Raw genomic sequence first — 23118 nt, 5'->3', positions numbered from 1 at the left:
AGTGGCAAGCCCTATCTAGCAGGTTTAAACCCCCCACCATACCCCTTGATAACTGTTTACTGTTTACTATTTACTGTTTACTGCCTAGTAGATGAGGAGAATATCACTAATGGAAAAAATAGCAATTGTTGGATTATCGTGTCTCTTTCCTGATGCTACAAACCCTGAGCAATTTTGGCAGAATATTACTGAACAAAAAGATTCGATTTCATCGTTGACTGTTGAAGAAATGGGATTAGATCCCAGCATATTTTATGATTCAGTTAAAGGACAGTCAGAAAAAATATATTCCCTGAAGGGAGGGTTCATTCGCAACTTTAAGTTTGACGCTGATGAATATAATTTGCCATCAAGTTTTTTAGAAAGTTTGGATGATACCTTTAAATGGTCGCTTTATGCTGCTAAACAAGCAATTGAGCAGAGTGGTTATGCAGGAAAATCTGTTCTCTCAAAATGTGGCGTTATTTTGGGGACTCTATCCTTCCCAACCAAATCGTCTAATCAATTGTTAGCACCAATTTATCAGCAAACGATTGAATCTGCGATCGCAGAACTTTTACAACAAGACTTTCGTTTAGCTGCTCTACCAACCGCAGCGAAAGCATCTCCATATAATGCTATGGTATCTGGCTTTCCGGCAGCCCTAATTGCCAAAGCTTTTGCTCTATCTAGTACCCATTTCTGTATAGACGCTGCTTGTTCTTCAGCATTTTATGCGATTAAATTAGCCTCTCACTACCTGTGGTCAGGCAAAGCTGATTTGATGTTAGCTGGAGCTATTAGCTGTTCTGATCCGCTGTTTTTACGGATGTTATTTTCTGGTATTCAAGGTTATCCAGAAAACGATCTCAGTCGCCCTTTAGATAAATCATCTAGAGGACTAATTACATCCGAAGGGATTGGCATGGTAATGTTAAAACGATATAATGATGCCATCAGAGATGGTGATAAAATTTTAGCAACTATCTGCGGAAATGGGCTTTCCAATGATGGGAAAGGTAAGCATCTGCTTAGCCCTAATTCTAAAGGACAAATACTGGCTTTTGAAAGAGCTTATACTGAGGCAAAACTCAGTCCAAAAGTAATTGATTATATGGAGTGTCATGCTACTGGCACTTTATTAGGAGATACCACCGAATTCAACTCTATAGAAACCTTTTTTGGTCAACACCAAGCAGTACCTTTAGTTGGTTCTACTAAAGCTAATGTTGGTCACTTACTAGTTGCTGCTGGTATGGTTAGCTTGACTAAGACGATTTTAAGTATGTCTTATGGTGTGATTCCACCAACTATTAATGTTGCTGAACCTTTAGGTTCTGAAGATAGTATAATTTCCGCAAAAAATATTGTGAAAACTACCACAACATGGCCAAATAATACGGCAACTAAACGTGCAGCGTTAAGTGCTTTTGGCTTTGGTGGAACTAACTCCCATTTAATTCTTGAACAAGGAAACATAGTAAAATGAGTCTTGAACAAGAAAGCATCAGCAAAATAGCTGAACATCTGCCACTAGCCAAAATTGCGATCGTTGGCATGGATGCCTTTTTTGGTGAATGTAATGGATTAGATGCTTTTGAACGTAGTATTTATGATGGCAAACAGCACTTTATTCCCCTGCCACCTCAAAGATGGTATGGCATAGAACATCAAGAGAACTTACTTAAAGAATACGGTTTGGCAGATGGAAAAGCACCCGTAGGGGCGTACATCACAGATTTTGAAATTGATACTTTAGCTTACAAAATTCCCCCAAATGAACTAGAAAAACTTAATCCTCAACAATTATTACTACTAAAGGTTGCCGATCGCGCCTTGAAAGATGCGAACATTCAAGAAGGGGGAAATGTCGCAGTTATTATTGCTGCTGAGACAGAATTTTCTGTTCACCAGCTACAGCAAAGATGGAATTCTTCCTGGCAGCTCAAAGATGGACTGAATGCTGCAAACATAGCTTTACCTGCGGACAAAGTTGCTCAACTAGAAACCATTGTCAAAGATAGTATCCATCATCAAGTAGATATTGGTGAATATCTAAGTTACATCGGTAATATCATGGCGAGTCGGATTTCTGCCCTGTGGAATTTCACTGGCCCGGCATTTACTGTAACTGCGGTGGAAACTTCTGCCTTCAAAGCGTTGGAAGTGGCACAAATGCTACTAACTACTGGGGAAGTCGATGCTGTGGTTGTTGGTGCTGTCGATTTGGCAGGAGGGGTGGAAAATGTCTTGCTGCGAAATCTATTTGCAAAGGTTAATACTGGTGTTAATACCTTAAGTTATGACCAGAAAGCGAATGGGTGGATGATTGGCGAAGGTGCAGGCGTCGTTGTTCTGAAGCGTTACGAAACTGCCCAACAAAACGGCGATAGCGCAGTGTTAACGAGTCCGGGAGCGGATCGCATTTATGCAGTCATTGATGCCATTAGTTTTGGGCAAGCCCATTCTATCTCTATAGATACGGAAACTGTTAACGAAGTCTGCAATCAAGCTTTCCAGAGCGCAGGTATTCACCCCACAGAGGTGAACTATGTAGAAGTTTGCGGTAGCGGCATTCCTCAAGAAGATGCAGCCGAAATCACGGGTTTGATCCAAGCTTATCCCCCACAGGGAAATGATTTGTACTGTGCGCTGGGTAGTGTCAAAGCCAATATTGGTCATACTTATGTAGCTTCAGGAATTGCTAGCCTGATCAAAACCGCTCTCTGTCTCTATTACAGATATATTCCGGCCACCCCCAACTGGTCTGGCGTCAAAACACCAGAAGTTTGGCAAGGCAGTCCTTTTTATGTCGCCACGGACTCAAGATCTTGGTTGTTTGGTAAGGACGGCATCAAGAGAATAGCAGCAATTAATGGTATGGGGTGTGATGGAACTTATGCCCATTTAATTTTGTCAGAAGAACCCAATCAACAAGAGCGCAGCAGCAGGTATTTGCAGCAAACACCTTATTATCTTTTTCCCATAGCAGGTAATGAGCGCTCAAATTTATTAGAAGCTTTGGATCATCTGCAACAAAACATTGAAAACAGTTCTGCTTTATCAACTACTGCTAGCCAGACATTTGTTACCTTTCAAAAGCGTTCACAGACAAAATATACTTTAGCGATCGCAGGACGTAATCAGCAAGAATTAGTTAAAGAAATTGCATCTGCGCGTAAGGGTGTCAATAGCGCTTTTGAGCGAAACGCAGACTGGCAAACACCACTCGGTAGTTATTTCACAGCTAAACCACTAGGTAAGACTGGAGCGTTAGCTTACGTTTATCCAGCAGCAGTCAATTCTTATATTGGCATTGCTCAAAATCTCTTCCGTTTATTTCCGAAAGTCTTCAGTGACCCACTATTTAATAGTCTTGCTAGCCGTGCCACCAAAATTCATCAGCAACTTTATCCCCGAAGTTTGCAGAAATTGTCAACCAGACAACTAGAAACTCTTGAACAGCAATTTCTAGATGATTCCTTATCAATGTTTGAAACGGAAATAGCTTATTCTCGACTCATTACTACAATTATTCGAGATGATTTCCAAGTCAAACCACAATATGTATTTGGCTATAGCCTTGGTGAAACTAGCATGATGGTTGCTCAAGGAGTTTGGAGTAATTTTCATGGTGGGAGTAACACCTTAAACTCATCCTCACTGTTTGGAAACAAGTTATCTGGCCCGAAAAATGCTGTGCGTGAGTATTGGGGATTGCCAGATGCACCAGATTCACAAGACAAAGATTTTTGGAGTATTTATGTTCTCATGGCCACTCCATCTCAGGTCAGAGAATGTCTTAAATCTGAGAATCGTGTTTATTTAACTCAGATAAATACACCAGAAGAAGTTTTAATCGCTGGTGAAACGGCAGCTTGTCAGAGAGTAATTGAAACTTTAGGTTGCAATGCTTTTGCGGCTCCCTTCGACCATGTAATCCATTGCGAGGTAATGCGATCGCAGTATGACGAGTTGGTAAAATTAAACAATTTACCATCTAAAAATATCCCAGATATTGTCTTTTATTCCGCAGGTGATTATCAACCTATCACACTTGATAGTGAAGCGTCCGCCCTTGGCGTTGGCGAAGCCATCGCTCGCAGTATTGCGAAAACCCAGTGTGAACAACTTGATTTTCCACGATTAGTTAACCGTGTCTATGCTGATGGTGCGCGAATATTTCTGGAAGCCGGCGCTGGTAGTGTTTGTTCTAGATGGATTGATCAAATTCTCACAAATAAAGAACACATCACAGTATCCCTAAATCGCAAAGGTGTAGATGACCATACTTCTATTGTCAAAGCATTAGCAAAACTCATCAGCCATCAAGTTGATTTGGACTTATCGCCACTTTACAGTTTCACTGAAGAAACTACCAATCAAAGTACAACAACTCTTAAAACTGTTACCTTGGGTGGCAATTCAATTACTGCCACAATCCTGAACGAAGAAAACCGCAAAATTTTTCAAAATCAAGCTGGTATCATGCATAAACCTGCTGAAAAAACGCCTATTTTTAGAGAATTGGAAGTCATTAATTCTCTTCAGGCTTCAACTTTGATCAACAACTACTCGGAACCAAAAGAACAGTTACAACCTTCAAAATCAAATGTCAATCAACAAAAACTTACTCAAAGCTTTCAGAATTCTGTTAATGTATCTAACTATTTTAGTTATACAGGCTCCTTATCCAATTTCAATAAGTCTCAGTTTCAAAAACTGATTGTCAATAATTGCAATACAAGTAAAGCTCACGCTGCTTTTTTAGAAGCTAGACAAGAATCTAGCAAGCAACTAAGTGCAATCATCCAATTACAATTATCTACTGTTCAAAAATTGCTTAATCAATAAGTGATAGCTTATAGCGTTTCCTAGTCGGCTGAGGTACAAATTCATCAGTGTTTGTCAGTGTTCACACTGAAGTGAAGATGCCTGTCTTTAAAAGTTTCCTACAGCGGGCTGCGCCAACGGCGGAAGCTGCCGCTCCGACTTCTCTCTGTGGTTAATTACTTCTTCTATGTACACAACTATTATGCAAGCTGTAGATACGGTACTCAACAAACATGTTAATAGTCTTGGCTTTTCCGCTTATTCTTATAAGCAAAACCAAGTTTGGAAAGGTTCTTTAGAATCTATATCTTTTGAACAGAGAGCCATCAAAGAGAAATTGATGGTATTAGATAAACCTTGCTACATCGTTAAAGTTGCTGGAAAAATCGGTGTCACTAACGAAGGATATTTATCTCTTGCTGATAATGGCACAACATCACAAGTAGAACTGCTGACATATGTACCACCAATTCGCATTCAACAATTAGGAGATCCCAATTTTATTTCCTTTCATGGCGTCAAATATGCCTATGTCACTGGTGCAATGGCTGGTGGTATCGCTTCTGAAGAAATGGTCATTGCACTCGGAAAACAACAAATTTTAAGTTCCTTTGGCGCAGGTGGTTTAACTCCTGAGCGTTTAGAAGTAGCGATTAATCGCATTCAACAAGCTTTACCTCAAGGGCCCTATGCTTTTAATTTAATTCACAGTCCCAATGAACCCGCAATTGAACGGCGTGCGGTAGATTTATACCTCAAATATCAGGTAAGAACGGTAGAAGCTTCAGCATTTCTCGATTTGACTCCTAACATCGTCTACTACCGTGCTGCTGGACTTGGTTTAAATGACGCCAATCAAATTGAAATCAAAAATAAAGTCATTGCCAAAATTTCTCGCCGAGAAGTAGCGACTAAATTTATCCAACCAGCACCAGCTAGAATCCTCAAAGAACTTGTTGAGCAAGGATTAATAACTGAGTTACAAGCAACTCTTGCAGCCAAAGTTCCGATGGCTGATGATATTACCGTCGAGGCTGATTCTGGTGGTCATACAGACAATCGTCCCTTGATTTGTTTGTTGCCTTCTATGATTGCTTTGCGCGATGAAATTCAGGAAAAATATCATTACCAAACACCAGTTAGAGTGGGAGTAGCAGGAGGAATTGCCACACCACAATCAGCTTTAGCAGCCTTTATGATGGGTGCTGCTTATGTGGTAACTGGCTCCATTAATCAATCATGCATTGAATCTGGGGCTTCTCAATATACCAAACAATTGTTGGCTCAAGCCGAGATGACTGATGTGATGATGGCTCCAGCCGCAGATATGTTTGAAATGGGGGTGAAACTTCAAGTACTAAAAAAAGGGACTCTCTTTCCTCTACGCGCCCAAAAACTGTTTGATTTATACAAAACCTATGACTCGATAGAAGACATTCCTATTCAGGAAAGAGAGAAGTTAGAAAAACAAATTTTTAGAAATAGTCTAGAAGCAGTTTGGCAAGAAACAGTTAACTATTTGTCCCAGCGTAGCCCCGATAAATTAATCAAAGCAGCCAGCAACTCAAAACTAAAAATGGCTTTAATTTTTCGCTGGTATCTCGGATTATCTTCTCGGTGGTCTAATTCTGGTGAAAAAGGTCGGGAAATTGATTATCAAATCTGGTGTGGCCCTGCAATAGGCAGCTTTAATGACTGGGTGAAAGGTTCTTATTTATCTGAGCCAAATAATCGTCGGGTAGTTGATGTTGCTCACCACATCATGACTGGAGCCGGATATTTGTACCGAATACAAAGTTTAAAAATTCAAGGATTACAAATTCCAGATGATTACAATCAGTATTTACCAATGATTTACATTAATTTATTAGATAAAGATTAAGGCTTTAAAATCCAGCAATGTCAAAAATATTTGTGTGAGAAGTCTAATAAAATTAGATCAAAGGAAAAATAATGACTGATAATAGAAAGCTGGGTCGCCTTGAGCAAGCTATGGAAATCTTAAATAGGCGTGCCAAAACTTGGAATATACTGACTATTAGTCGCATCAAGGGAGCACTCAACGAAGAAATTCTTAAACAGGCTTTAGACATAGTTCAGTATCGTCATCCCCGTCTTAATTCTCAGATTGTTCGTTCTAAGAATAGTCTCTACTTTCAAAGTGATCAAACAAAGATTACTTTGCGTGTTGTGAACAAGTTAGAGGCTCAGCAGTGGCAAGAAGTCGTTTATGAAGAGATGAACGAGGAAATTGATAGTAGTAAAGGTCTGCTGCGAGTGGTGCTAGTTCATGCTTTAAGTGATAAACATATCAGTTATTTAATTACAACAGTACACCATGCGATCGCAGATGGTTTATCATGCATACAACTGCACTCAGAAATCTTGACTTATTGTCAAAAAATTGTGTCTGGCGAGGTCATTAACCCAGTTACTAAGTTAGCTCCGCTCCCACCTACCGAAGAACTATTACCTGAATGGACAAAGGGTTTTAAAGGTAGAATAAGTAGTCTACGCTTTTTGTTGCGGCTGGCAGTTCAAAAGATTTGGCATCGACCAAAAACATTAGGTTTTGAGAAGTACGCACCCATTGCACAACGTCGTTGCAATCTTATTCATAGACAACTTGACCCAGAACTAACCCAACAGTTTGTAAATCGTTGTCGGCAAGAAAGTACGACAGTAAATAGCGCTTTATGTGCTGCATTAATGTTTACAGTAGCGAAAAAAATAACTAAAGTAAATAGAAAAGATGTACGAGTGAATTGCCTATCATATTTTGATTTGAGGAGACATATTGAACCTGCAATCAGTGATAAGCAAATGGGTGTATTAGCTTCCTCTATGATGGGCTTTTACACTATACAAAAAAATACTTCATTCTGGGAATTAGCTAGGGAGGTCAAACAAAAGCTGGAAACTGGTACAAAGCAAGGTGATATCTTCAAAATGGCGCTAATTACTAAGGATCTTATCAATTTTTGTTTCATACAACCCAAAGAAGTCGCAGCCACGGTATCTGTCTCCAATGCTGGCAAAGTAAATATTCCCAAAATTTACGGTGAATTTGAATTAGAAGAAATTAGTTTCGCTGGCTCACATTCTTTATATGCAGGTATGTTTATTACCCATGCTTCAACCTTTCAGGGAAAAATGCTGTTGAATTTCGTGTTTTCAGAGCCTTCAATCAGTCAGGATACGATGGAGGGTCTGGTAAACAATGTAATGTCATGCATTTTTGATGTTTGCAATTTAAAATTTAACCTTCATTTTACATACGATATGTGCATTTCTTACTCAGCCAAATAATTGTACTTTGATTGATGTTGTCAATCTTGATCATGACGTAATATACATTTTTATACTGGATAATAATCTAAATAACTCCGGTATATAAATACCATTTTACTACTATCAGTATTGTCTAATACTGTTATTTTGAGGTATATAAATGAGCAAGTTTATTCCTAATTCAACTGCAAAGCCATATTACACGGCTGAAGAAATTCAAGTCTGGCTAGTCTCTCACATTGCTGAATTGCTAAAAGTTAATCCCGATGAAATAAGTATCACAGAGCCTTTAGATAGCTACGGCTTAGATTCAGTTCAGGGGATGCTTTTGGCTGCTCAAACAGGAAAGTTATTAGGATTTCAATTGTCTCCTTTGGTGCTGTGGCATTACCCTACTATTGAATTACTTTCCCAGCGTTTAGCTGAAGAACTTCAAGCTTCAGAGTCAGAAACATTTGAAATTTAGTTTTTACTTAAAACTATGAATACAACCGAAATTGTGAATAGTCTTAGACAACAAGGTGTAGATATTTGGGTTGAAAATGAAACATTAAATATTCGTTCTCCTAAAGGAGTAATAACACAAGATATTCAGGCACATTTAGTTGAACATAAATCGGAAATTGTAGCATTTCTGCAACGCGATCGCAACCTTGATAATTCTTCTCCTATGCCACTTGCTCAAGGTTTAAGCTTGCAAACAATTGGTCGTTTAATTGGAGAAGTAGGCGATGAATCAAATCCAGAGTTCAAGCAACCGATTATTGATCCAAGGCTAATGGCTCAAAGGTTAACTGTTACCTTTCGACCTCTAAAAAATGGATATAAAAATACCAAAATTATTAAATTTAGAGCCGAACTAGAACAAAAATTCCGAGAACATGGGGTAAAAGTTACACCTTGGCAACAAGCTACAAAAGATTTTTGTTATGAAATTAAGATACCATTTATTAACTGGAAGCAAAGCATCAAAACTAGAGTAGTTAAAACTAGTATCAATGCTGTAATTGATGTAGATAGGCTACCTTCTGTAAGAAGTCGAGTAGAGACATTTGTAGCTGAGAAGCTGTATCAATTTTATTCTCGCTTTATTTTGAAAGACCGCAAAATATCGGTTTCAGGAATTGCTCGCTTAATAGGTTGGGCTGAAGAGTGTGCAGCTAAATATGTTGAAGACCCCACGAATACTCAGATAATTGTCCTGACAGATTTAGATCAAGAGTTTGTTAATTCGCAAACTCCCTATCAACAGAAAATAAAAATTGGATTAAATGCTCTAATCAGAACATTTTCAGAAATTGTAATTGGAGTTTCTGATACTCAGTTTTCAATCTTAAACATGAATCTGTCTGATTCTGTATTCTCTCGCCATGAAATAAACAATTTTGTCTTAAAATCACTCATTCCTAAAGTCTATGTTCCCATATTGCCTCTGCCATTGAGCAAATTTAAATTAGGAAAATTTAATCCTCAAGAATCTATCTATGCCAAAAAGTTAGTGACATTGAGTAATTATCTAGCAGAAACAAATTTATTTCCTCCTGGCTCAAAGCTAAGTGAGGTAATTAAAAGAAAGTCTCATAGAGATATTGTTAATGTCATCGTTAATGGTAGAACTGGTGTTTCTTACGGCTTTGTAGCTTACGCAGAACCACCACATTATGTAGGTGAAATTGAGCTAACTGAGAAAGATTGGAATAGCCTAGATCCTGTTGCAGAATTGCCTATTAATGAAGTTCGCCAAAATGCCATAGGTAGACGATATTTAAAAACCAAGATAGGAGCAGAATATAAATTTAAGCAGATTCCTGATATTTGGATTTTAAGTGCTCGTTCTGGCTCAAATAAAACAAACTTGAGTCTTGAGAGTGATATTCTCAGAATTGGTTTGACAGACAGATTATTACTAGAGCTACCGCAGAAAGTTGACTCTCAATTAGTAGATATCAAGCCTTCGTATGATGTTTATGTAATGCTTGCCATTAGTCTTGGTGCTGCTTTGTACACACCGGAATTAATTATAAATGGCGCACCAATTGTTCATTTCCACGGTTATCCGGTATTTGACTGGTTTAAACCTAATGAATTTTGCGTTGGAGTACACAACCCTTCAGTACCTTGTGGAACCTATGAATCAGGAGTATTCAACTTTCTGGGTATTGCCAGCTTGGCAAATCAACAGGTGAAAAATCATGCTTTAGTTAGTTTGGTAGAACCAGATCATGGCACAAATTTCATAGCTCATGATTTAGATTATCTAGTCGAAAGATTAAAGACTGGGTGTGCAGATGGGCAAATTGAACTAGGTGGAAAACATTTTGCTTCTTTGAAAGCAAAGGTAGGCGAAGACGAAATTTAAGCAACGCTTTTCGTCTTAATTATGCTGAATTTCTCAACCAAGTTTGGTTACTAAATTTTATGAATCTCTCGCAAAAAAAGCTTTTGATATCGGGGACTAGTGGGTTTATTGGCTTGCGAGCTGCTGAGTTAGCCCTAGCTCAGGGGATGAAAGTCCGTGGGCTGCAACATTGCACAGATGAAGCTAAAAAAGCGCAGGAACTAGGTTTTGAAGTGATTTTGGGCAGTATTACCGATCCTGCTATTGCTCAAAAGGCCTGCCAGGGAGTGGACATTGTTTTGCATACGGCTGACATGGCTAATGAAAGCGCGTCACTTGAGCGTTTTCGTGAGGTAAATGTAGGTGGTACTGTCAACATTGCTAAAGCCGCCAAAAATGCTGGTGTCAAAACCTTCGTGCATCTTTCCAGTGTAATGGTCTACGGCTTCAACTATGGCGATCGCATCACAGAATCAGGGCCGTTATCTGGTGAAAATAATTCTTACTGTCAAACGAAAATAGAAGCTGAAGAAGCCATCTTACAACTGAATGCCCCACCCGATTTTGGAATTATTATCATCAGACCAGGCGATGTTTACGGCCCAGGGAGCATTCCTTGGGTAGTCCAACCGATTCTCTTAATGCGCCAAAAATTATTTTTCTATGTTAATGATGGACGAGGAGTCATCAATCATCTATATGTAGATAACCTGATTGATGCCATCTTTTTGGCAATAGAAAAAGAAACCTACGGTGAAATCTTTAATATCACCGACGGACAAGAAACTTCTTGGAAAGAGTATTTCACACGCTTAGCAGAAATAGCAGGTGTAGCTGTACCTAATTCTCTGCCAAAAGAAGAACTTAAAGTTTTAGCACAACTGCGCTACCAGGGACAGAAACTTTTTGGAAAAAAGGCTGATATTTTGCCTGAGTCGATAGATTTTATCTCTCGCCCCTATGCTTATTCCATTGCTAAAGCAGAAACAATTTTGGGCTATAAACCCAAAATTCATCTGAAAGAGGGAATGCAGTACACACAGGAATGGCTACAAAAAACCGATACCATAAAGCTAATTTAGTTGTAGCAATTTGCTAAGATAAAAATCTTAATTTTTGAAAATGTAAATAGGCAAAACATGAACGTAACACTATGAATTATCCACAAATCTTTCATGTATTAGTTAAAAGGGTGGAATCAGGGTAAGAAATTTACTAACCACTCAATGAAGCCGTTAAAACACTTTGGAATTAAGGTTAAGAACAGATGATCAAGAGTATCTTAAAAACCCAGTTATCCAACGAACAAACTAGTAAAAAGCGCGTTCAATGTATAGTTTGTGATCACTTAATCAATGAGAATGACAAATCTGCATTTGCGACTTTTGCCTGTAATCTTAGAGCTTTTAAACATGAAACCTTCAATGTCTGGCGATGTCCTAAATGTCAGACAATTAATTGTTTAGAAGTTGTCGATCTGCCATACTACTATGCAAAATATCCTATTGCCCAGGCAAAACTCACGTGGCAGTACCGCTTAATCTATCAAAATCTTACTCGAAGACTGACAAAACATGGTTTTTCCAAAAATCATTCGTTGCTCGATTATGGCTGTGCTAATGGTCTATTTCTAGAGTATCTGCGACAACACGGCTTCACCAATTGTCACGGTTATGACCTTTATGCTCCTCAGGACGGCTTTGGCGATCGCACAACACTCCAACGCGGCCCATTCGATTACATCTTGCTCCAAGAAGTGATTGAACATGTTGAAGATCCCAATACACTATTATCTGAGTTGGATAGCTTGCTTGCACCTGGTGGTCAGATTCTAATCGGTACACCAAATGCTGCTCATCTTGATCTGAACCAACCCAATGTATCCGACTTTTATAATCAAGTGCATGTCCCCTATCATCTTCATATCTACACTCGTGAAGCTCTTGAATCATTAGGGCGTCTCCAAGGATGGAAGCCTGTAGATTTCTTTGATCGATCTTATTACGATACACCCTGGTTTAGTATGAATACTCGTGCTTTTAATCAGTACCAAAATCTTTTTGATGGGTCGATTGACGTTGTTTATGAATCTATTCAACCTTGGAAAGCACTGACTTCTTACAAATTCTGGTTCTACTCTCTTTTTGGTTATTGGTTGAGTTTCCGAACTGGAATGGCAGTTATGTTCCGTAAAAGCTGATTAGGCACATGCTTAAGACTTAGCTTGGCAGTACGCGTAATTTAAATTAGTACAGAAAAGCTGATCAATACCAACACTTCTCGTCCCCAGCGTACTGCTTTTCTTAATCAAGTTTAGTCTCTAAGTCCAATGAGCTTCTTTCAACAAAGGCTTCTGATTTCAGAAATTGAATTGATAGGATTATCGGTAATATGAACGAGCTAGCAATCATTATTTTTGGCATCTTAGCAGGTTTGGTGATTTACCAAACACTGCAAGCGCTGAATTTAGTATCGTTATTCTATTCACCAAGTCTAGGGCCGGTAGAGGATGAGCCATTGCCTAAAGCTGCAATTGTGCTTTCCCTGCGAGGTGCCGATCCGTTTTTAACTGATTGTGTGCATGCTCTGCTAAATCAGAATTACCCACAGTATAAAATACACATTGTCATCGATAGTCAGGAAGACCCCGCCTGGAAAATTGTCAATGATACTATCCAGCGAGAGCAAGCAACACATGTTCAAGTCAACCCTTTAATCTTTCGACACGATACTTGCAGTCTCAAATGTAGTGCATTAGTTCAAGCCATCTCACAACTAGATGATTCTTATGATGTGGTGGCACTATTAGATGCTGATGTTGTCGCTCATCCTAATTGGCTACGTGAACTGGTTGCACCTCTAGCAGATAAGCAAGTCGGAGCTACTACAGGAAATCGCTGGTATATACCGCAAATCGGAAAGTGGGGTACGCTAGTTCGATATGTGTGGAACGCGGCAGCTGTCACCTTCATGTATGTCTACCAATGCCCTTGGGGAGGCTCAATGGCATTGAAACTTTCAGTATTACGCAAAGCGCAGTTGCTAGAAACATGGAAACAAGGAGTTTCTGTTGATACGCCTATCCATAAAGCATTGCGAGAAATTGGCTTAAAAGTCAAATTTGTACCCTCAGTCATGATGAGCAATCGTGAGGAGTGTAACTTTGCCCAATGCTTGCGCTTTATTACACGTCAATTACTCGTCGCACGGCTCTACAATCCCAACTGGATTGTGATTGCTAGCGCAGTATTCATCAGTACATTAGCTTTGCTAATGATTCCGCCAATGCTACTGGTTGCCTTAATCACTAGTAAATTTGATACCGCAATTTTGATTGTAGGCGGAGCCGTCAGCTATATTCTGGGAATGGCTCTACTACTAGTATTAGGGGAGCAAGGCGTTAGACGAGTGCTTCAGGCGCGAGGCGAATCTACACAGAGTTTTTCAGTTCTGATGATGGCAAAAATATTGATAGCGATTCCGTTAACACAGTTAGTTTATGCAGTCACTACCATAGCTGCAATACTGGCGCAAAGTGTCGAGTGGCGTGGCATAACCTATCAAATCAAAGATGCTTGGAATGTTCGATTAACTGAATACTATCCTTATCAACACTCGAATAAGTCACTAGATACTAACATTTCACTTTAAAGCACAAGTTTCTAAAATTTAAATGTTGCATCATTGTCAATAAGTCAGGTGAAAAGATGAAATCAGCAAGCTGTGCCGATGAAATAATATCACAAGCTTCTTACAACTGATGCAACATCTAAGTAGATAACACAAATCCTCAATTTTCTCTCTTAGATAGCAATGATTAATACAAACACTGTTAGCTTAGGTACTATCCAAGAAACACTGCTAATTACACTCTGGGCACGAGCGTTTGAGATGAACCAACTCAATCCCATTCTGATTGACTCAAAAGCTACTGATATCCTGTCTAAAATTGACTATGATTTTCATAAGTTTTCCCAGGAAAAAAGTTCTCAAGCTATAATATGTCTTCGCAACAGGGCATTCGACGAGATAGCCAAACAGTTTTTACAAACACATTTGCAGACCTCAATTTTAGAAATTGGTACGGGTCTGAATAACAGATTTGAGCGATTAGATAATGGAAAAATACACTGGTTTGACCTAGATTTACCTGATACGATGGCTGTCAGAAGACGCTTTTTTCAGGAAAGCGATCGCCATCGATTTATCTCAGCTTCAGTATTAGAAACAGAGTGGATAGACGAAGTAAAAAGCTTAAGCAATGAGCCGATGTTATTTATTGCAGAAGGTGTTTTACTTTATTTTTCTGAGCAGCAAGTTAAAAATCTGTTTAAAACATTAGCAGAACGCTTTCCAGGCTCGTGGATTTTATTTGATGCCACCTCCCCATTATTGATCAGAATTCGACGCAGATTTGATGCAGTTAAATATACAAATGCTCAGTTCCAGTGGGGAATTCGCAATATTCAGGAAATTAAAACTTGGGATTCAAGATATCAGGTATATCGTTCACTCTATATACCAGCAGACTTTCCTCAATACTTGAATAGATTTCCTTTATTTGAACGGTTAATAATGTCCTTATTTACAATATTTCAACGTATGTATGGAGTACATTTAATGAAATTATAGAATTTTAATGCTCAATAAACTTTTGAATAAAGATTCGCTATCAATACTTTTTAGTTAAGCCTAAAACTCTCTCTTGTAGGTTGATAAAAATTAAGGGGTCAAGGGTAAATTAAAACTTTTTCCCTTGCCTATTTCTCCTTTAATCAAGAAGTATTGGGTTCGCTATCCTAGCCCATTTATTCACATTTTTTATTTTTGTATAGTAATGCATATATAAAATTCCTACCTCTTTAAGAATAGAATTCAGCTAATCGGCTTAACGTTTCACATTATGCAAGCCCATGTAGTTCTGTTTACCACAATGATGTAGGTTCACTGCAAGTGACTGAAGTACAGAAATGAAGACTTAAATCTACATACAGCGCTTGTTTTACTCCTGAACCTAGATGCTCCAACTTCTGTTTGCAACGCAGTGGCTCCCCTTATCTACAAGATCCTAAAGACCGCACTGGCTCGTCCTGACGACTGATGCCTTTATTCTGCTGTATTATGCAAAGCCGTAAATTATTGACTTTATGAACCTAATCCGCCTTCTGTTTCGTACTTCCTCTCTTCACCTCAGTCTCGCAATATTAGCTGGTATTTTCAGTGGCGGCAGTGCCGCAGGTTTGATTGCCTTAATTAATACAACATTAACTCAAAAACAGCCATCAACAAATATACTAATTTGGTGTTTTGTCGGTCTTTGTTTACTACGGCTAATTGCTAATTTTACTTCCCAGTTTTTGTTAATTCATCTTTCAGAAAAAGCCATTCTTAACTTGCGGATGCTTTTAAGCCGCAGTATCCTTGCCTCTCCGTTACGTCACTTAGAACAAATCGGCCCTCATGCTCTTTTAGCCGTCCTCACTGAAGATATCCAAACAGTTTCTAGCACGGTTATTACTATACCTTTTTTGTGCATTAACATTGCCATTGTGATTGCTTGCCTGATTTATCTCTGCTGGCTTGACAAAATTGTCTTCCTTGTAGGTATTAGCTTTATGTTCATAGGAATATTTAGCTATTTACTACCAATGAGGAAAGCTACATCTTTTTTGAAATTGGCCCGTGAGCAGGAAGATAACTTGTTTAAGCATTTTCGTACTATAACTCAAGGTACAAAGGAACTCAAGCTGCATAGCCAGCGACGGCAAGCATTTCTCTCTGAAGACCTTCATCCCACTGCTCTAACATATCGCCGTCATAATATTGTAGGTATGAGTATCTTTGCTGCTGCTGCTAGTTGGGGACAAATTCTGTTCTTTGTTGCTATTGGTATATTGTTATTTACCATACCAACTCTCAATAATATTCCTCCAGAAATTATAACTGCATATGCTCTAACTACAATTTATTTAATAGCTCCTTTGGAGTATATTATGAGTCTTATACCAACTGTAACTAAAGCCTTTGTTGCTTTAAAAAAAGTTGAATCCCTAGGTTTATCATTAGATAAATACTCAAGTGAAAATGAGTTTGATACCTTGCTTGAGTTAGACAAAAATTGGAAGTTTCTGGAATTGGTAAATGTAACCCACACTTATTATCAGGAGCGAGAGGAAAGCAATTTTATCCTTGGGCCTATGAGTTTGAAATTTCATCCAGGAGAGCTAGTTTTTATTGTAGGAGGCAATGGTAGCGGTAAGTCTACCCTTGCTAAGTTGATTACTGGGCTTTACGTCCCTGAAAATGGAGAAATTTATCTAGATAGCAAACTCATTAACAATCAAAATCGCGAGTGGTATCGCCAGCAGTTTTCTGTAGTATTTTCTGATTTTTATCTTTTTGAACGTTTACTGGGTTTGGATAATAATGAGTTAGATATTCAAACTCAAAAATACCTCGTTCAATTACAACTTGATCATAAAGTTAAAATCAATAATGGCATACTTTCTACAACAGATCTTTCTCAAGGACAGCGTAAGCGTCTTGCTCTCATTACTGCCTACCTAGAAGACCGTCCAATCTATATGTTTGATGAATGGGCAGCAGATCAAGACCCTGTATTCAAAGAAATTTTTTATACTCAACTCTTGGCAGAGCTAAAAAATAGAGGAAAAACTGTATTGATTATCAGTCATGATGACCGATATTTTTATTTAGCAGACCGGATTCTCAAACTGGAATACGGCAAAGTAAAAGTTTAACATTTAATGATTGGAAAGGAGCTAAGCAATGTTGTTAACCAAGCTATCAGCAAAATATGACTTATCCAACATTTTAGGACATGAAATACTTACATTACGTAAACAGCAAGATAAAACTTTAGAAATAGATGTAAAAAATGTTTTATCTTACAGAGCGTGGATTCAAGCTAAAACTAATAATATTTTTGATAGTACAAGAGTATTAGGAATAGTAGCAGCTACCAAAGGAGCTGAAAATTATTTACCCTATACTATCCCAAAAATTATTCAACAAATCTCTGAAATGGGGATGATGGCTGATATAGTAATAGGTCTAAATAACGGCTTTCAATGTCCATCTGTTATCAACCGTTTTATGCGTCCAGATGTCCAAGTTATTCATCTCTATACTGGAGAAAAGACGGCAAATAATACTCCAGCTAAAATATTTGACAATTTGATGTGCGAAGGTAAACCCTATTGCTTAACTAATATCAACTTTCAGCAAGCTAAACATAGGATATTTGTTGTCCATCAACAAGAGGGGCAATACTCAGCAGGAAAAATTCGAGTTTTGGGCGATGTTTATGGCTCATTACTGATGAATAGTATAGATAATGGATGGATACCACCTGCAATTTTGGTAACTTTTGATGCTGAATCTCAATTTTTAATTGAGCAGAAATATTCATTTATTGAGCCAGATTCTAACGGGTTAAAACTAATATTAAATCAGCTTATAACTCATCCAGAGATAGATATTTTGGGAGTAAGACATAAATTTTTAGTTTACCGAAAAGATATAGTAAATAAAACTGAAGTTTTAGTACCCAATTTTAACGAAGATTTACCTCCTATCCAATGGTTTTTAGATATTGTTCACGGTAGATTTAGTAGCTTTATGACTAAGCCTGGAGGTGGAACATTTGGTAAAAGTGATACCATAATTAGCTTGTTAACAGTAATTGCTGAAAGCTATCCAGGAAGTAGATGTGAAGACTCTCATCTCACTATATTGGCAGAATATGCAGGCTTTATCGGCGACATATTTGTAGATGTTGTTGCTACAAATAGATCTCCTCATATTACAGATATGACAACAGGTAAACCGCCAAAAAAAGCTTGGATAGAACAAGTATATAGATGGTCTACTTCTGTTCAAGCATTGAAATTACTGTATGGTGAACATAATATTAAAAGGATTGTAGATGATAGCTTACCTTGGTGGTTGGCTTTGACAAAACAAATTGAAATTTTTAAGCTTATAAGAGGAAAAGAAAATAACTTGTTTACGGTAATTAAGAAATTAAAATTCTCGATTATTGCCTTTTTAACATCTCGACAAATAAAAAAGAGTAGTAGACAAAATCCTGATGTATTAAAAGGTAGCAGAGCAAAAGCCTGTTGGTGAAGGTTGAGGAATTGACACATATCATGCTAGTATTTAACTCATAAAATATTTAGATTCTCCTTTTTTCGTAACTTCTAAACTATTTTAATGTGTATTCGCTCTTGTAATATGTAAATCCAAACTATCGCTACCTGGATTACAAGAGCGATCGCTTTGCTTTTTTTGTTAACATGCTATATCAACAGTCACCTATAATGATAAAGCTTTGAGAAAAGCTAGAGTGTCTAACCTGGCGATCGCTTATTAAATTTAAGCGGATATAATTATGATTATTTATTGAACATTATGTTAAGTTACATAACTATTATTAATAGTAATTATTAAGTATTCAGCTGTTAAAAATTTTAGTTTTACATAAAACTGTAATTTAGCTATTTTCTTTACAAAAATAAAAAACTAAATCACTAATGGTAATTTCTTGATTATCCAAAGTGTTGCATATGAGTTGCAATTGAGTATCTCAACAGCATAATATATGAATAATTCCAACTTGAGAAAACGAGAGTTTAAAAGTTTAAAAACCTTTAGCTACTCTAATATTGTACTAGCTTAAGTTGGATGGCAGGTTAGTTTTTGCAGTACAGTATAAACACAGTTGTAAATGATTACCAATTAGCTCGTCAGTTTTAGACTATTTTGATGTGCTGTTGCAATGGCGTAACCACCCCCCGGAGGCGATCGCTCTTTCAATCTAGTAAACTCAAACTAGAACTACGTGCATTCCGAAAGAGAACACAGCAGGTTTTCTTTGGCAAGCTTTTACCCCAGTAGATGTATACTGCCAAGTTACTACAAATTACAGCATTGCACTTTATTAACTCAGGTTATTAAGTTAAAAAAGTGAAGTAAAAAGTGGCTGTAATCAGATAATAATAGGAACTAAAAAAAGCAGTTATACAGTTTCACTTCTCTAAATAAATACTTTTAGCAATGACAGGATAAGGTGTTAGTTATGACAACTTTAGCAGGTAAAACAGTACTTTTAACCGGCGCTTCACGCGGTTTGGGAGTATATATTGCTCGTGCTCTAGCAATAGAAAAAGCAACTGTAATTTGTGTTTCCCGTTCAAAGGAAGGACTAGATATAACATGTGATCAAATAACTAATTTGGGTGGTAAAAGTATCAGCATTCCCTTTGATATTAAGAATGTAAGAAAATTGTCAACTCTCAAAAAAATAATCAATCAATTTGTCGGGCCAGTCGATATCTTAATTAATAATGCCGCCATAGAAGTTTGTCAGTTTTTTACCGATTACTCTCTAGATGAAATCCAGTCAGTATTGGAAACCAATCTACTTTCTCCTATAGAATTAACCCGTTTATTTTTGCCAAGTATGTTAGAGCGACGTAGTGGACACATTGTTAATATTGCTTCTCTAGCTGGTAAAAAAGGCGTTGCTTACAGCAGTGTTTATTCTGCAAGTAAAGCTGGTTTAATTATGTGGAGTGATGCTATACGACAAGAATTAGTTGGTACTGGAGTAGAGATTTCTGTAATTTGTCCAGGCTATATTTATCAAGAAGCATCAGTTTCTAAAAATGGCTTAACTACACCACATTTAGCTGGTATATCTACACCAACTTATACAACGAATGCTGTAATCAAGGCTATTAAGCAGAATAAGGCAGAAATAATTGTTAATAAAGAACTAATAACAGAGTTTTTTACGAGGTTACTGTTTGCAATTGGACAATTGTATTCACCATTTGTAGATGCAATCTATCGGTGGATTGATATACCAAAATTTAACCGGATGCGCCTAGAAAAGCAACAACATATAGATGATAGTATGATCAAGTCTGTAGTTGGTAAACGTGGGTAACTAATACCGCTACACCATGCCACTCTTTGTTTATGCGAAATGCAAAATCTTGCGTTAAATCATCCCGTATTTAGGCAACGCTCAGAATTTCTTGTATTCTGAGTTTTTGGATGCTCCTCAGATACTAAGTTAATTTCCGAATAAGTCTACTAATTACAACATTCTGCTAATTAATAGATGTATTTTGTCCATGACTTCTAATTTGTTTAGAAGGTAAGCAAATAGTAAATATAGTACCTTTGCCTAATTCGCTGTTAAGTTTATGCTGCCTTAATGTGCAGTGGCGATGGCGTAATCACCTGCCAGAGGCGATCGCAGCAGCAATGAGTTATCCCCAAAACCGCCTGTATTGCGCGAGCGATCGCCTCATAAAGACTAAATCCATGCAAGCTGAGAATTACATCCATCATACCAGTAGATCACAGAGCTAATCGCCACTTTGTTCGCTTAAATAATTGATTCCGATTTACTAGTCAAATTATGATGATAGCAAATTATTGACAATCAAATCTTACTTTTGTTGCTTATTATTTTTACTTGTTTATTATATCATTTTAACAATAAATTTTTTGCTAGATAGATGATGTTGCATTTCTATTGTTTATTTTGGTGTGCGCCTGATAATATTCGCTCATCAAGTACATAGTCAAACGGTTATATTTAAACCAGCAGTGTCCATCTTTTCAAACAATATTTCTCCAAGTGAATTAACTGGATTAATGAAAAGTGATCAAAGTGAGTAGCTCCAGTAGAACTCAGAAAATGGTTGATACCACTCACAAACATTTGATTATCGGGACTGGTTTTGTTGGATTGGGTATGGCTCAGGCACTCAAGGCTGTTGATATTCCCTACGATCAAGTCGATGCCAGCGACAATATCGGCGGAAATTGCTATCACGGTGTTTACGAAAACGCACACATCATGTCATCACGAAAGATTATCCAATTTGCCAGTTTCCCAATACCAGATAATTACCCAGACTTCTCCAGCGCTCAAAACATGTGGGATTACTTGAACGCTTTTACCAATCATTTTGATTTACGCAGACATGTTGAACTTAGAATTATTTAGATAGTGGATGCCAGGATGGTTTCAGCGGCTCATGGCTTACGGAATCATACGTCTGAGGTTCGGCACGCACGATAATTCTTCATTAACATCTCACTTCCTACCTTGTAAGAAATTCACAACACTTAACCGTTAGTGGGTTTATAGCAATGCAATGTAGAAAGCTAAATGTTAGATAGACGTTGCATATCTGCTTGCAGGGTGATTCTGCCTGGAATAAGCACAACATTATCTTGGAGTTGAATAAGGATTTTGCGATCGCTCTAATCTACAAAGCTGGAGTGAAAGCTATCCAAAACATTACTTTTAAAGGAGTTGGCACTTCATTGCGCTCCCCTTGACTTTTGAACGCCACTTGCGCGGTTGCCGGGAAACCCTAGTCAAGCAGTGGCTCCCCTTGACCTTTGACTAACATATTTCCTATGAATAAAAATCAGCCACGATTAAGCATCGGATTACCTGTATACAATGGTGAAAAGTTTATCAAAGAAACCATAGATTCACTGTTGTCTCAAACCTTTGAAGATTTTGAGCTAATTATTTCAGATAACGCATCTACAGACAATACTGAGGAAATTTGTAGAGCATACGTTGACCAAGACAAACGTATAAGCTACTACCGCAATGAAAAAAATTTGGGTTGTGCTATTAACTTCAATCGTGTCTTTGAATTGTCTTCGGGCGAGTACTTTAAGTGGGCAGCCTATGATGATTTATATGCTCCAGATTTTATCATGAAGTGTGTTGAGGTGCTTGACCAAGATTCTAGCTTCATCTTGTGCCACTCCTATGCATATTTTATTGATGAATATGGGGAATTTATCCGAAACTACGATGTTCACCTAAAGACGGATTCACTAAAAAGACACGAACGTTTTCACGAATTGCTGCATAAGCATTTATGTTATCAGATTTTTGGAGTAATCCGTACCAGCGCACTCAAGATGGTACCGCCTCTTGGTGGTTACGGTCATACAGATGGAATTTTTTTATTAAGACTTGGTCTTTTAGGTCGATTTTATGAAATTCCAGAATATCTCTTCTTTGCTAGAAAGCATCCGCAACAATCAATGAGTATGTTTGTTGATGATTACTTATTATTTGCTAACAAAGATCAAAAATACTCATTAAGTATGATGCCTGATTACTATGCATATTCTGTATGGTTTGATTCATCAAATGAAGGCAAAATTATGTTGCCACATTGGAGAATTTTCTGGGAGCATTTGCTTTCCATGTGGCAGAGTTCATTGAGTTTATATGAGTATATTTATTGTTTTAGAAGTATGTACCAGCAGTTGAGAGGTAATGAGTATTTTTTGCTGCAAGATTTGCTTAGAGTCCTTCAAACACTTTGGCAACGTTGGCGAAAAGTATTAATTGAAAGTTAGTAACTCGCAAATTTTTACAGTTTTTGTATTTTTTCAAGTATACCAGCTACAGATTTAAGTTCTTCGTTTGTGGTTACTCAAGAGATATGAGCGATCGCGATCATCAAGACTGAATAGACCTATCCTTAATACAAAAATAATGAAATAATCAGAAGAAACGATAAAGAATTGACATCTAACATGACAAGCCCTTTAGTGAGAATAGAGTCACATCCACAAGAAGCAAAACGACTAATAGG

At 37.7% G+C, this 23118-nt stretch carries 16 protein-coding genes; 15 read left to right on the top strand and 1 reads right to left on the bottom strand.

Annotated elements, in window-relative coordinates; genetic code table 11:
• Positions 1 to 109 precede the first annotated feature (109 nt).
• The 13 genes from FNW02_RS19170 (at position 110) to FNW02_RS19110 (ending at position 20417) form a co-directional block, all read left to right on the top strand.
• Entirely contained in the window at positions 110 to 1468 is a 1359-nt protein-coding gene (locus FNW02_RS19170) for a beta-ketoacyl [acyl carrier protein] synthase domain-containing protein (protein WP_191759104.1), read from the top strand.
• The gene (locus FNW02_RS19165; protein WP_191759103.1) at positions 1465 to 4833 is read left to right on the top strand and encodes a PfaB family protein; all 3369 of its coding nucleotides are present in this window, start codon (positions 1465 to 1467) and stop codon (positions 4831 to 4833) included. The genes FNW02_RS19170 and FNW02_RS19165 overlap by 4 nt, the downstream gene beginning before the upstream one ends.
• A 181-nt stretch (positions 4834 to 5014) precedes the next feature.
• Positions 5015 to 6694: a PfaD family polyunsaturated fatty acid/polyketide biosynthesis protein gene (locus tag FNW02_RS19160; RefSeq protein ID WP_191759183.1), complete on the top strand. Its 1680-nt coding sequence runs from the start codon at positions 5015 to 5017 to the stop codon at positions 6692 to 6694.
• Positions 6695 to 6765: 71 nt separating this feature from the next.
• Positions 6766 to 8121, top strand: coding sequence for a phthiocerol/phthiodiolone dimycocerosyl transferase family protein (locus tag FNW02_RS19155; RefSeq protein ID WP_191759102.1), 1356 nt, complete (start codon positions 6766 to 6768; stop codon positions 8119 to 8121).
• 142 nt (positions 8122 to 8263) lie between these two features.
• Entirely contained in the window at positions 8264 to 8569 is a 306-nt protein-coding gene (locus FNW02_RS19150) for a phosphopantetheine-binding protein (RefSeq protein WP_191759101.1), read from the top strand.
• A gap of 15 nt (positions 8570 to 8584) precedes the next feature.
• Positions 8585 to 10462, top strand: a complete 1878-nt coding sequence (locus FNW02_RS19145) for a TubC N-terminal docking domain-related protein (protein WP_191759100.1) — start codon at positions 8585 to 8587, stop codon at positions 10460 to 10462.
• Positions 10463 to 10521: 59 nt separating this feature from the next.
• Complete coding sequence (locus FNW02_RS19140; RefSeq protein WP_191759099.1) at positions 10522 to 11523, top strand: NAD-dependent epimerase/dehydratase family protein; 1002 nt, start codon at positions 10522 to 10524, stop codon at positions 11521 to 11523.
• 185 nt (positions 11524 to 11708) lie between these two features.
• Positions 11709 to 12641, top strand: a complete 933-nt coding sequence (locus FNW02_RS19135) for a class I SAM-dependent methyltransferase (RefSeq protein ID WP_191759098.1) — start codon at positions 11709 to 11711, stop codon at positions 12639 to 12641.
• A 191-nt stretch (positions 12642 to 12832) separates the two neighbouring features.
• A complete protein-coding gene (locus FNW02_RS19130) occupies positions 12833 to 14092 on the top strand; it encodes a glycosyltransferase family 2 protein (RefSeq protein WP_191759097.1) in 1260 nt (419 codons plus the stop codon).
• A gap of 162 nt (positions 14093 to 14254) precedes the next feature.
• Positions 14255 to 15073, top strand: coding sequence for a class I SAM-dependent methyltransferase (locus tag FNW02_RS19125; protein WP_225225767.1), 819 nt, complete (start codon positions 14255 to 14257; stop codon positions 15071 to 15073).
• Positions 15074 to 15588: 515 nt separating this feature from the next.
• Complete coding sequence (locus FNW02_RS19120) at positions 15589 to 17202, top strand: cyclic peptide export ABC transporter (RefSeq protein WP_191759096.1); 1614 nt, start codon at positions 15589 to 15591, stop codon at positions 17200 to 17202.
• A gap of 28 nt (positions 17203 to 17230) precedes the next feature.
• Positions 17231 to 18592: a hypothetical protein gene (locus FNW02_RS19115; RefSeq protein WP_191759095.1), complete on the top strand. Its 1362-nt coding sequence runs from the start codon at positions 17231 to 17233 to the stop codon at positions 18590 to 18592.
• A 952-nt stretch (positions 18593 to 19544) separates the two neighbouring features.
• Positions 19545 to 20417, top strand: coding sequence for an SDR family NAD(P)-dependent oxidoreductase (locus FNW02_RS19110; RefSeq protein WP_191759094.1), 873 nt, complete (start codon positions 19545 to 19547; stop codon positions 20415 to 20417).
• A gap of 260 nt (positions 20418 to 20677) precedes the next feature.
• On the opposite strand, the gene FNW02_RS19105 is transcribed toward FNW02_RS19110, so the two are convergent.
• The gene (locus FNW02_RS19105; RefSeq protein ID WP_191759093.1) at positions 20678 to 20827 is read right to left on the bottom strand and encodes a hypothetical protein; all 150 of its coding nucleotides are present in this window, start codon (positions 20825 to 20827) and stop codon (positions 20678 to 20680) included.
• A 352-nt stretch (positions 20828 to 21179) separates the two neighbouring features.
• Between FNW02_RS19105 and FNW02_RS19100 the strand changes: the two genes are divergently transcribed.
• On the top strand, positions 21180 to 21491 hold the full coding sequence (locus FNW02_RS19100; RefSeq protein ID WP_191759181.1) for an NAD(P)-binding protein: 312 nt from the start codon (positions 21180 to 21182) through the stop codon (positions 21489 to 21491).
• 419 nt (positions 21492 to 21910) lie between these two features.
• The gene (locus FNW02_RS19095) at positions 21911 to 22879 is read left to right on the top strand and encodes a glycosyltransferase family 2 protein (RefSeq protein WP_191759092.1); all 969 of its coding nucleotides are present in this window, start codon (positions 21911 to 21913) and stop codon (positions 22877 to 22879) included.
• Positions 22880 to 23118 lie beyond the last annotated feature (239 nt).

Source organism: Komarekiella delphini-convector SJRDD-AB1, assembly GCF_014831675.1.
Classification (GTDB): Bacteria; Cyanobacteriota; Cyanobacteriia; order Cyanobacteriales; family Nostocaceae; genus Komarekiella.
This window is presented reverse-complemented; position numbering and strand designations above follow the sequence as displayed.

Excerpts from the sequence above, each read along its gene's own strand:
- FNW02_RS19165 (WP_191759103.1), top strand. The coding sequence starts at position 1,465 with ATGAGTCTTGAACAAGAAAGCATCAGCAAAATAGCTGAACATCTGCCA.
- FNW02_RS19150 (WP_191759101.1), top strand. The coding sequence starts at position 8,264 with ATGAGCAAGTTTATTCCTAATTCAACTGCAAAGCCATATTACACGGCT.
- FNW02_RS19100 (WP_191759181.1), top strand. The coding sequence starts at position 21,180 with ATGGTTGATACCACTCACAAACATTTGATTATCGGGACTGGTTTTGTT.
- FNW02_RS19105 (WP_191759093.1), bottom strand. The coding sequence starts at position 20,827 with ATGATGGATGTAATTCTCAGCTTGCATGGATTTAGTCTTTATGAGGCG.
- FNW02_RS19125 (WP_225225767.1), top strand. The coding sequence starts at position 14,255 with ATGATTAATACAAACACTGTTAGCTTAGGTACTATCCAAGAAACACTG.
- FNW02_RS19135 (WP_191759098.1), top strand. The coding sequence starts at position 11,709 with ATGATCAAGAGTATCTTAAAAACCCAGTTATCCAACGAACAAACTAGT.
- FNW02_RS19155 (WP_191759102.1), top strand. The coding sequence starts at position 6,766 with ATGACTGATAATAGAAAGCTGGGTCGCCTTGAGCAAGCTATGGAAATC.
- FNW02_RS19130 (WP_191759097.1), top strand. The coding sequence starts at position 12,833 with ATGAACGAGCTAGCAATCATTATTTTTGGCATCTTAGCAGGTTTGGTG.
- FNW02_RS19170 (WP_191759104.1), top strand. The coding sequence starts at position 110 with ATGGAAAAAATAGCAATTGTTGGATTATCGTGTCTCTTTCCTGATGCT.
- FNW02_RS19160 (WP_191759183.1), top strand. The coding sequence starts at position 5,015 with ATGCAAGCTGTAGATACGGTACTCAACAAACATGTTAATAGTCTTGGC.
- FNW02_RS19120 (WP_191759096.1), top strand. The coding sequence starts at position 15,589 with ATGAACCTAATCCGCCTTCTGTTTCGTACTTCCTCTCTTCACCTCAGT.
- FNW02_RS19140 (WP_191759099.1), top strand. The coding sequence starts at position 10,522 with ATGAATCTCTCGCAAAAAAAGCTTTTGATATCGGGGACTAGTGGGTTT.
- FNW02_RS19145 (WP_191759100.1), top strand. The coding sequence starts at position 8,585 with ATGAATACAACCGAAATTGTGAATAGTCTTAGACAACAAGGTGTAGAT.
- FNW02_RS19110 (WP_191759094.1), top strand. The coding sequence starts at position 19,545 with ATGACAACTTTAGCAGGTAAAACAGTACTTTTAACCGGCGCTTCACGC.
- FNW02_RS19095 (WP_191759092.1), top strand. The coding sequence starts at position 21,911 with ATGAATAAAAATCAGCCACGATTAAGCATCGGATTACCTGTATACAAT.
- FNW02_RS19115 (WP_191759095.1), top strand. The coding sequence starts at position 17,231 with ATGTTGTTAACCAAGCTATCAGCAAAATATGACTTATCCAACATTTTA.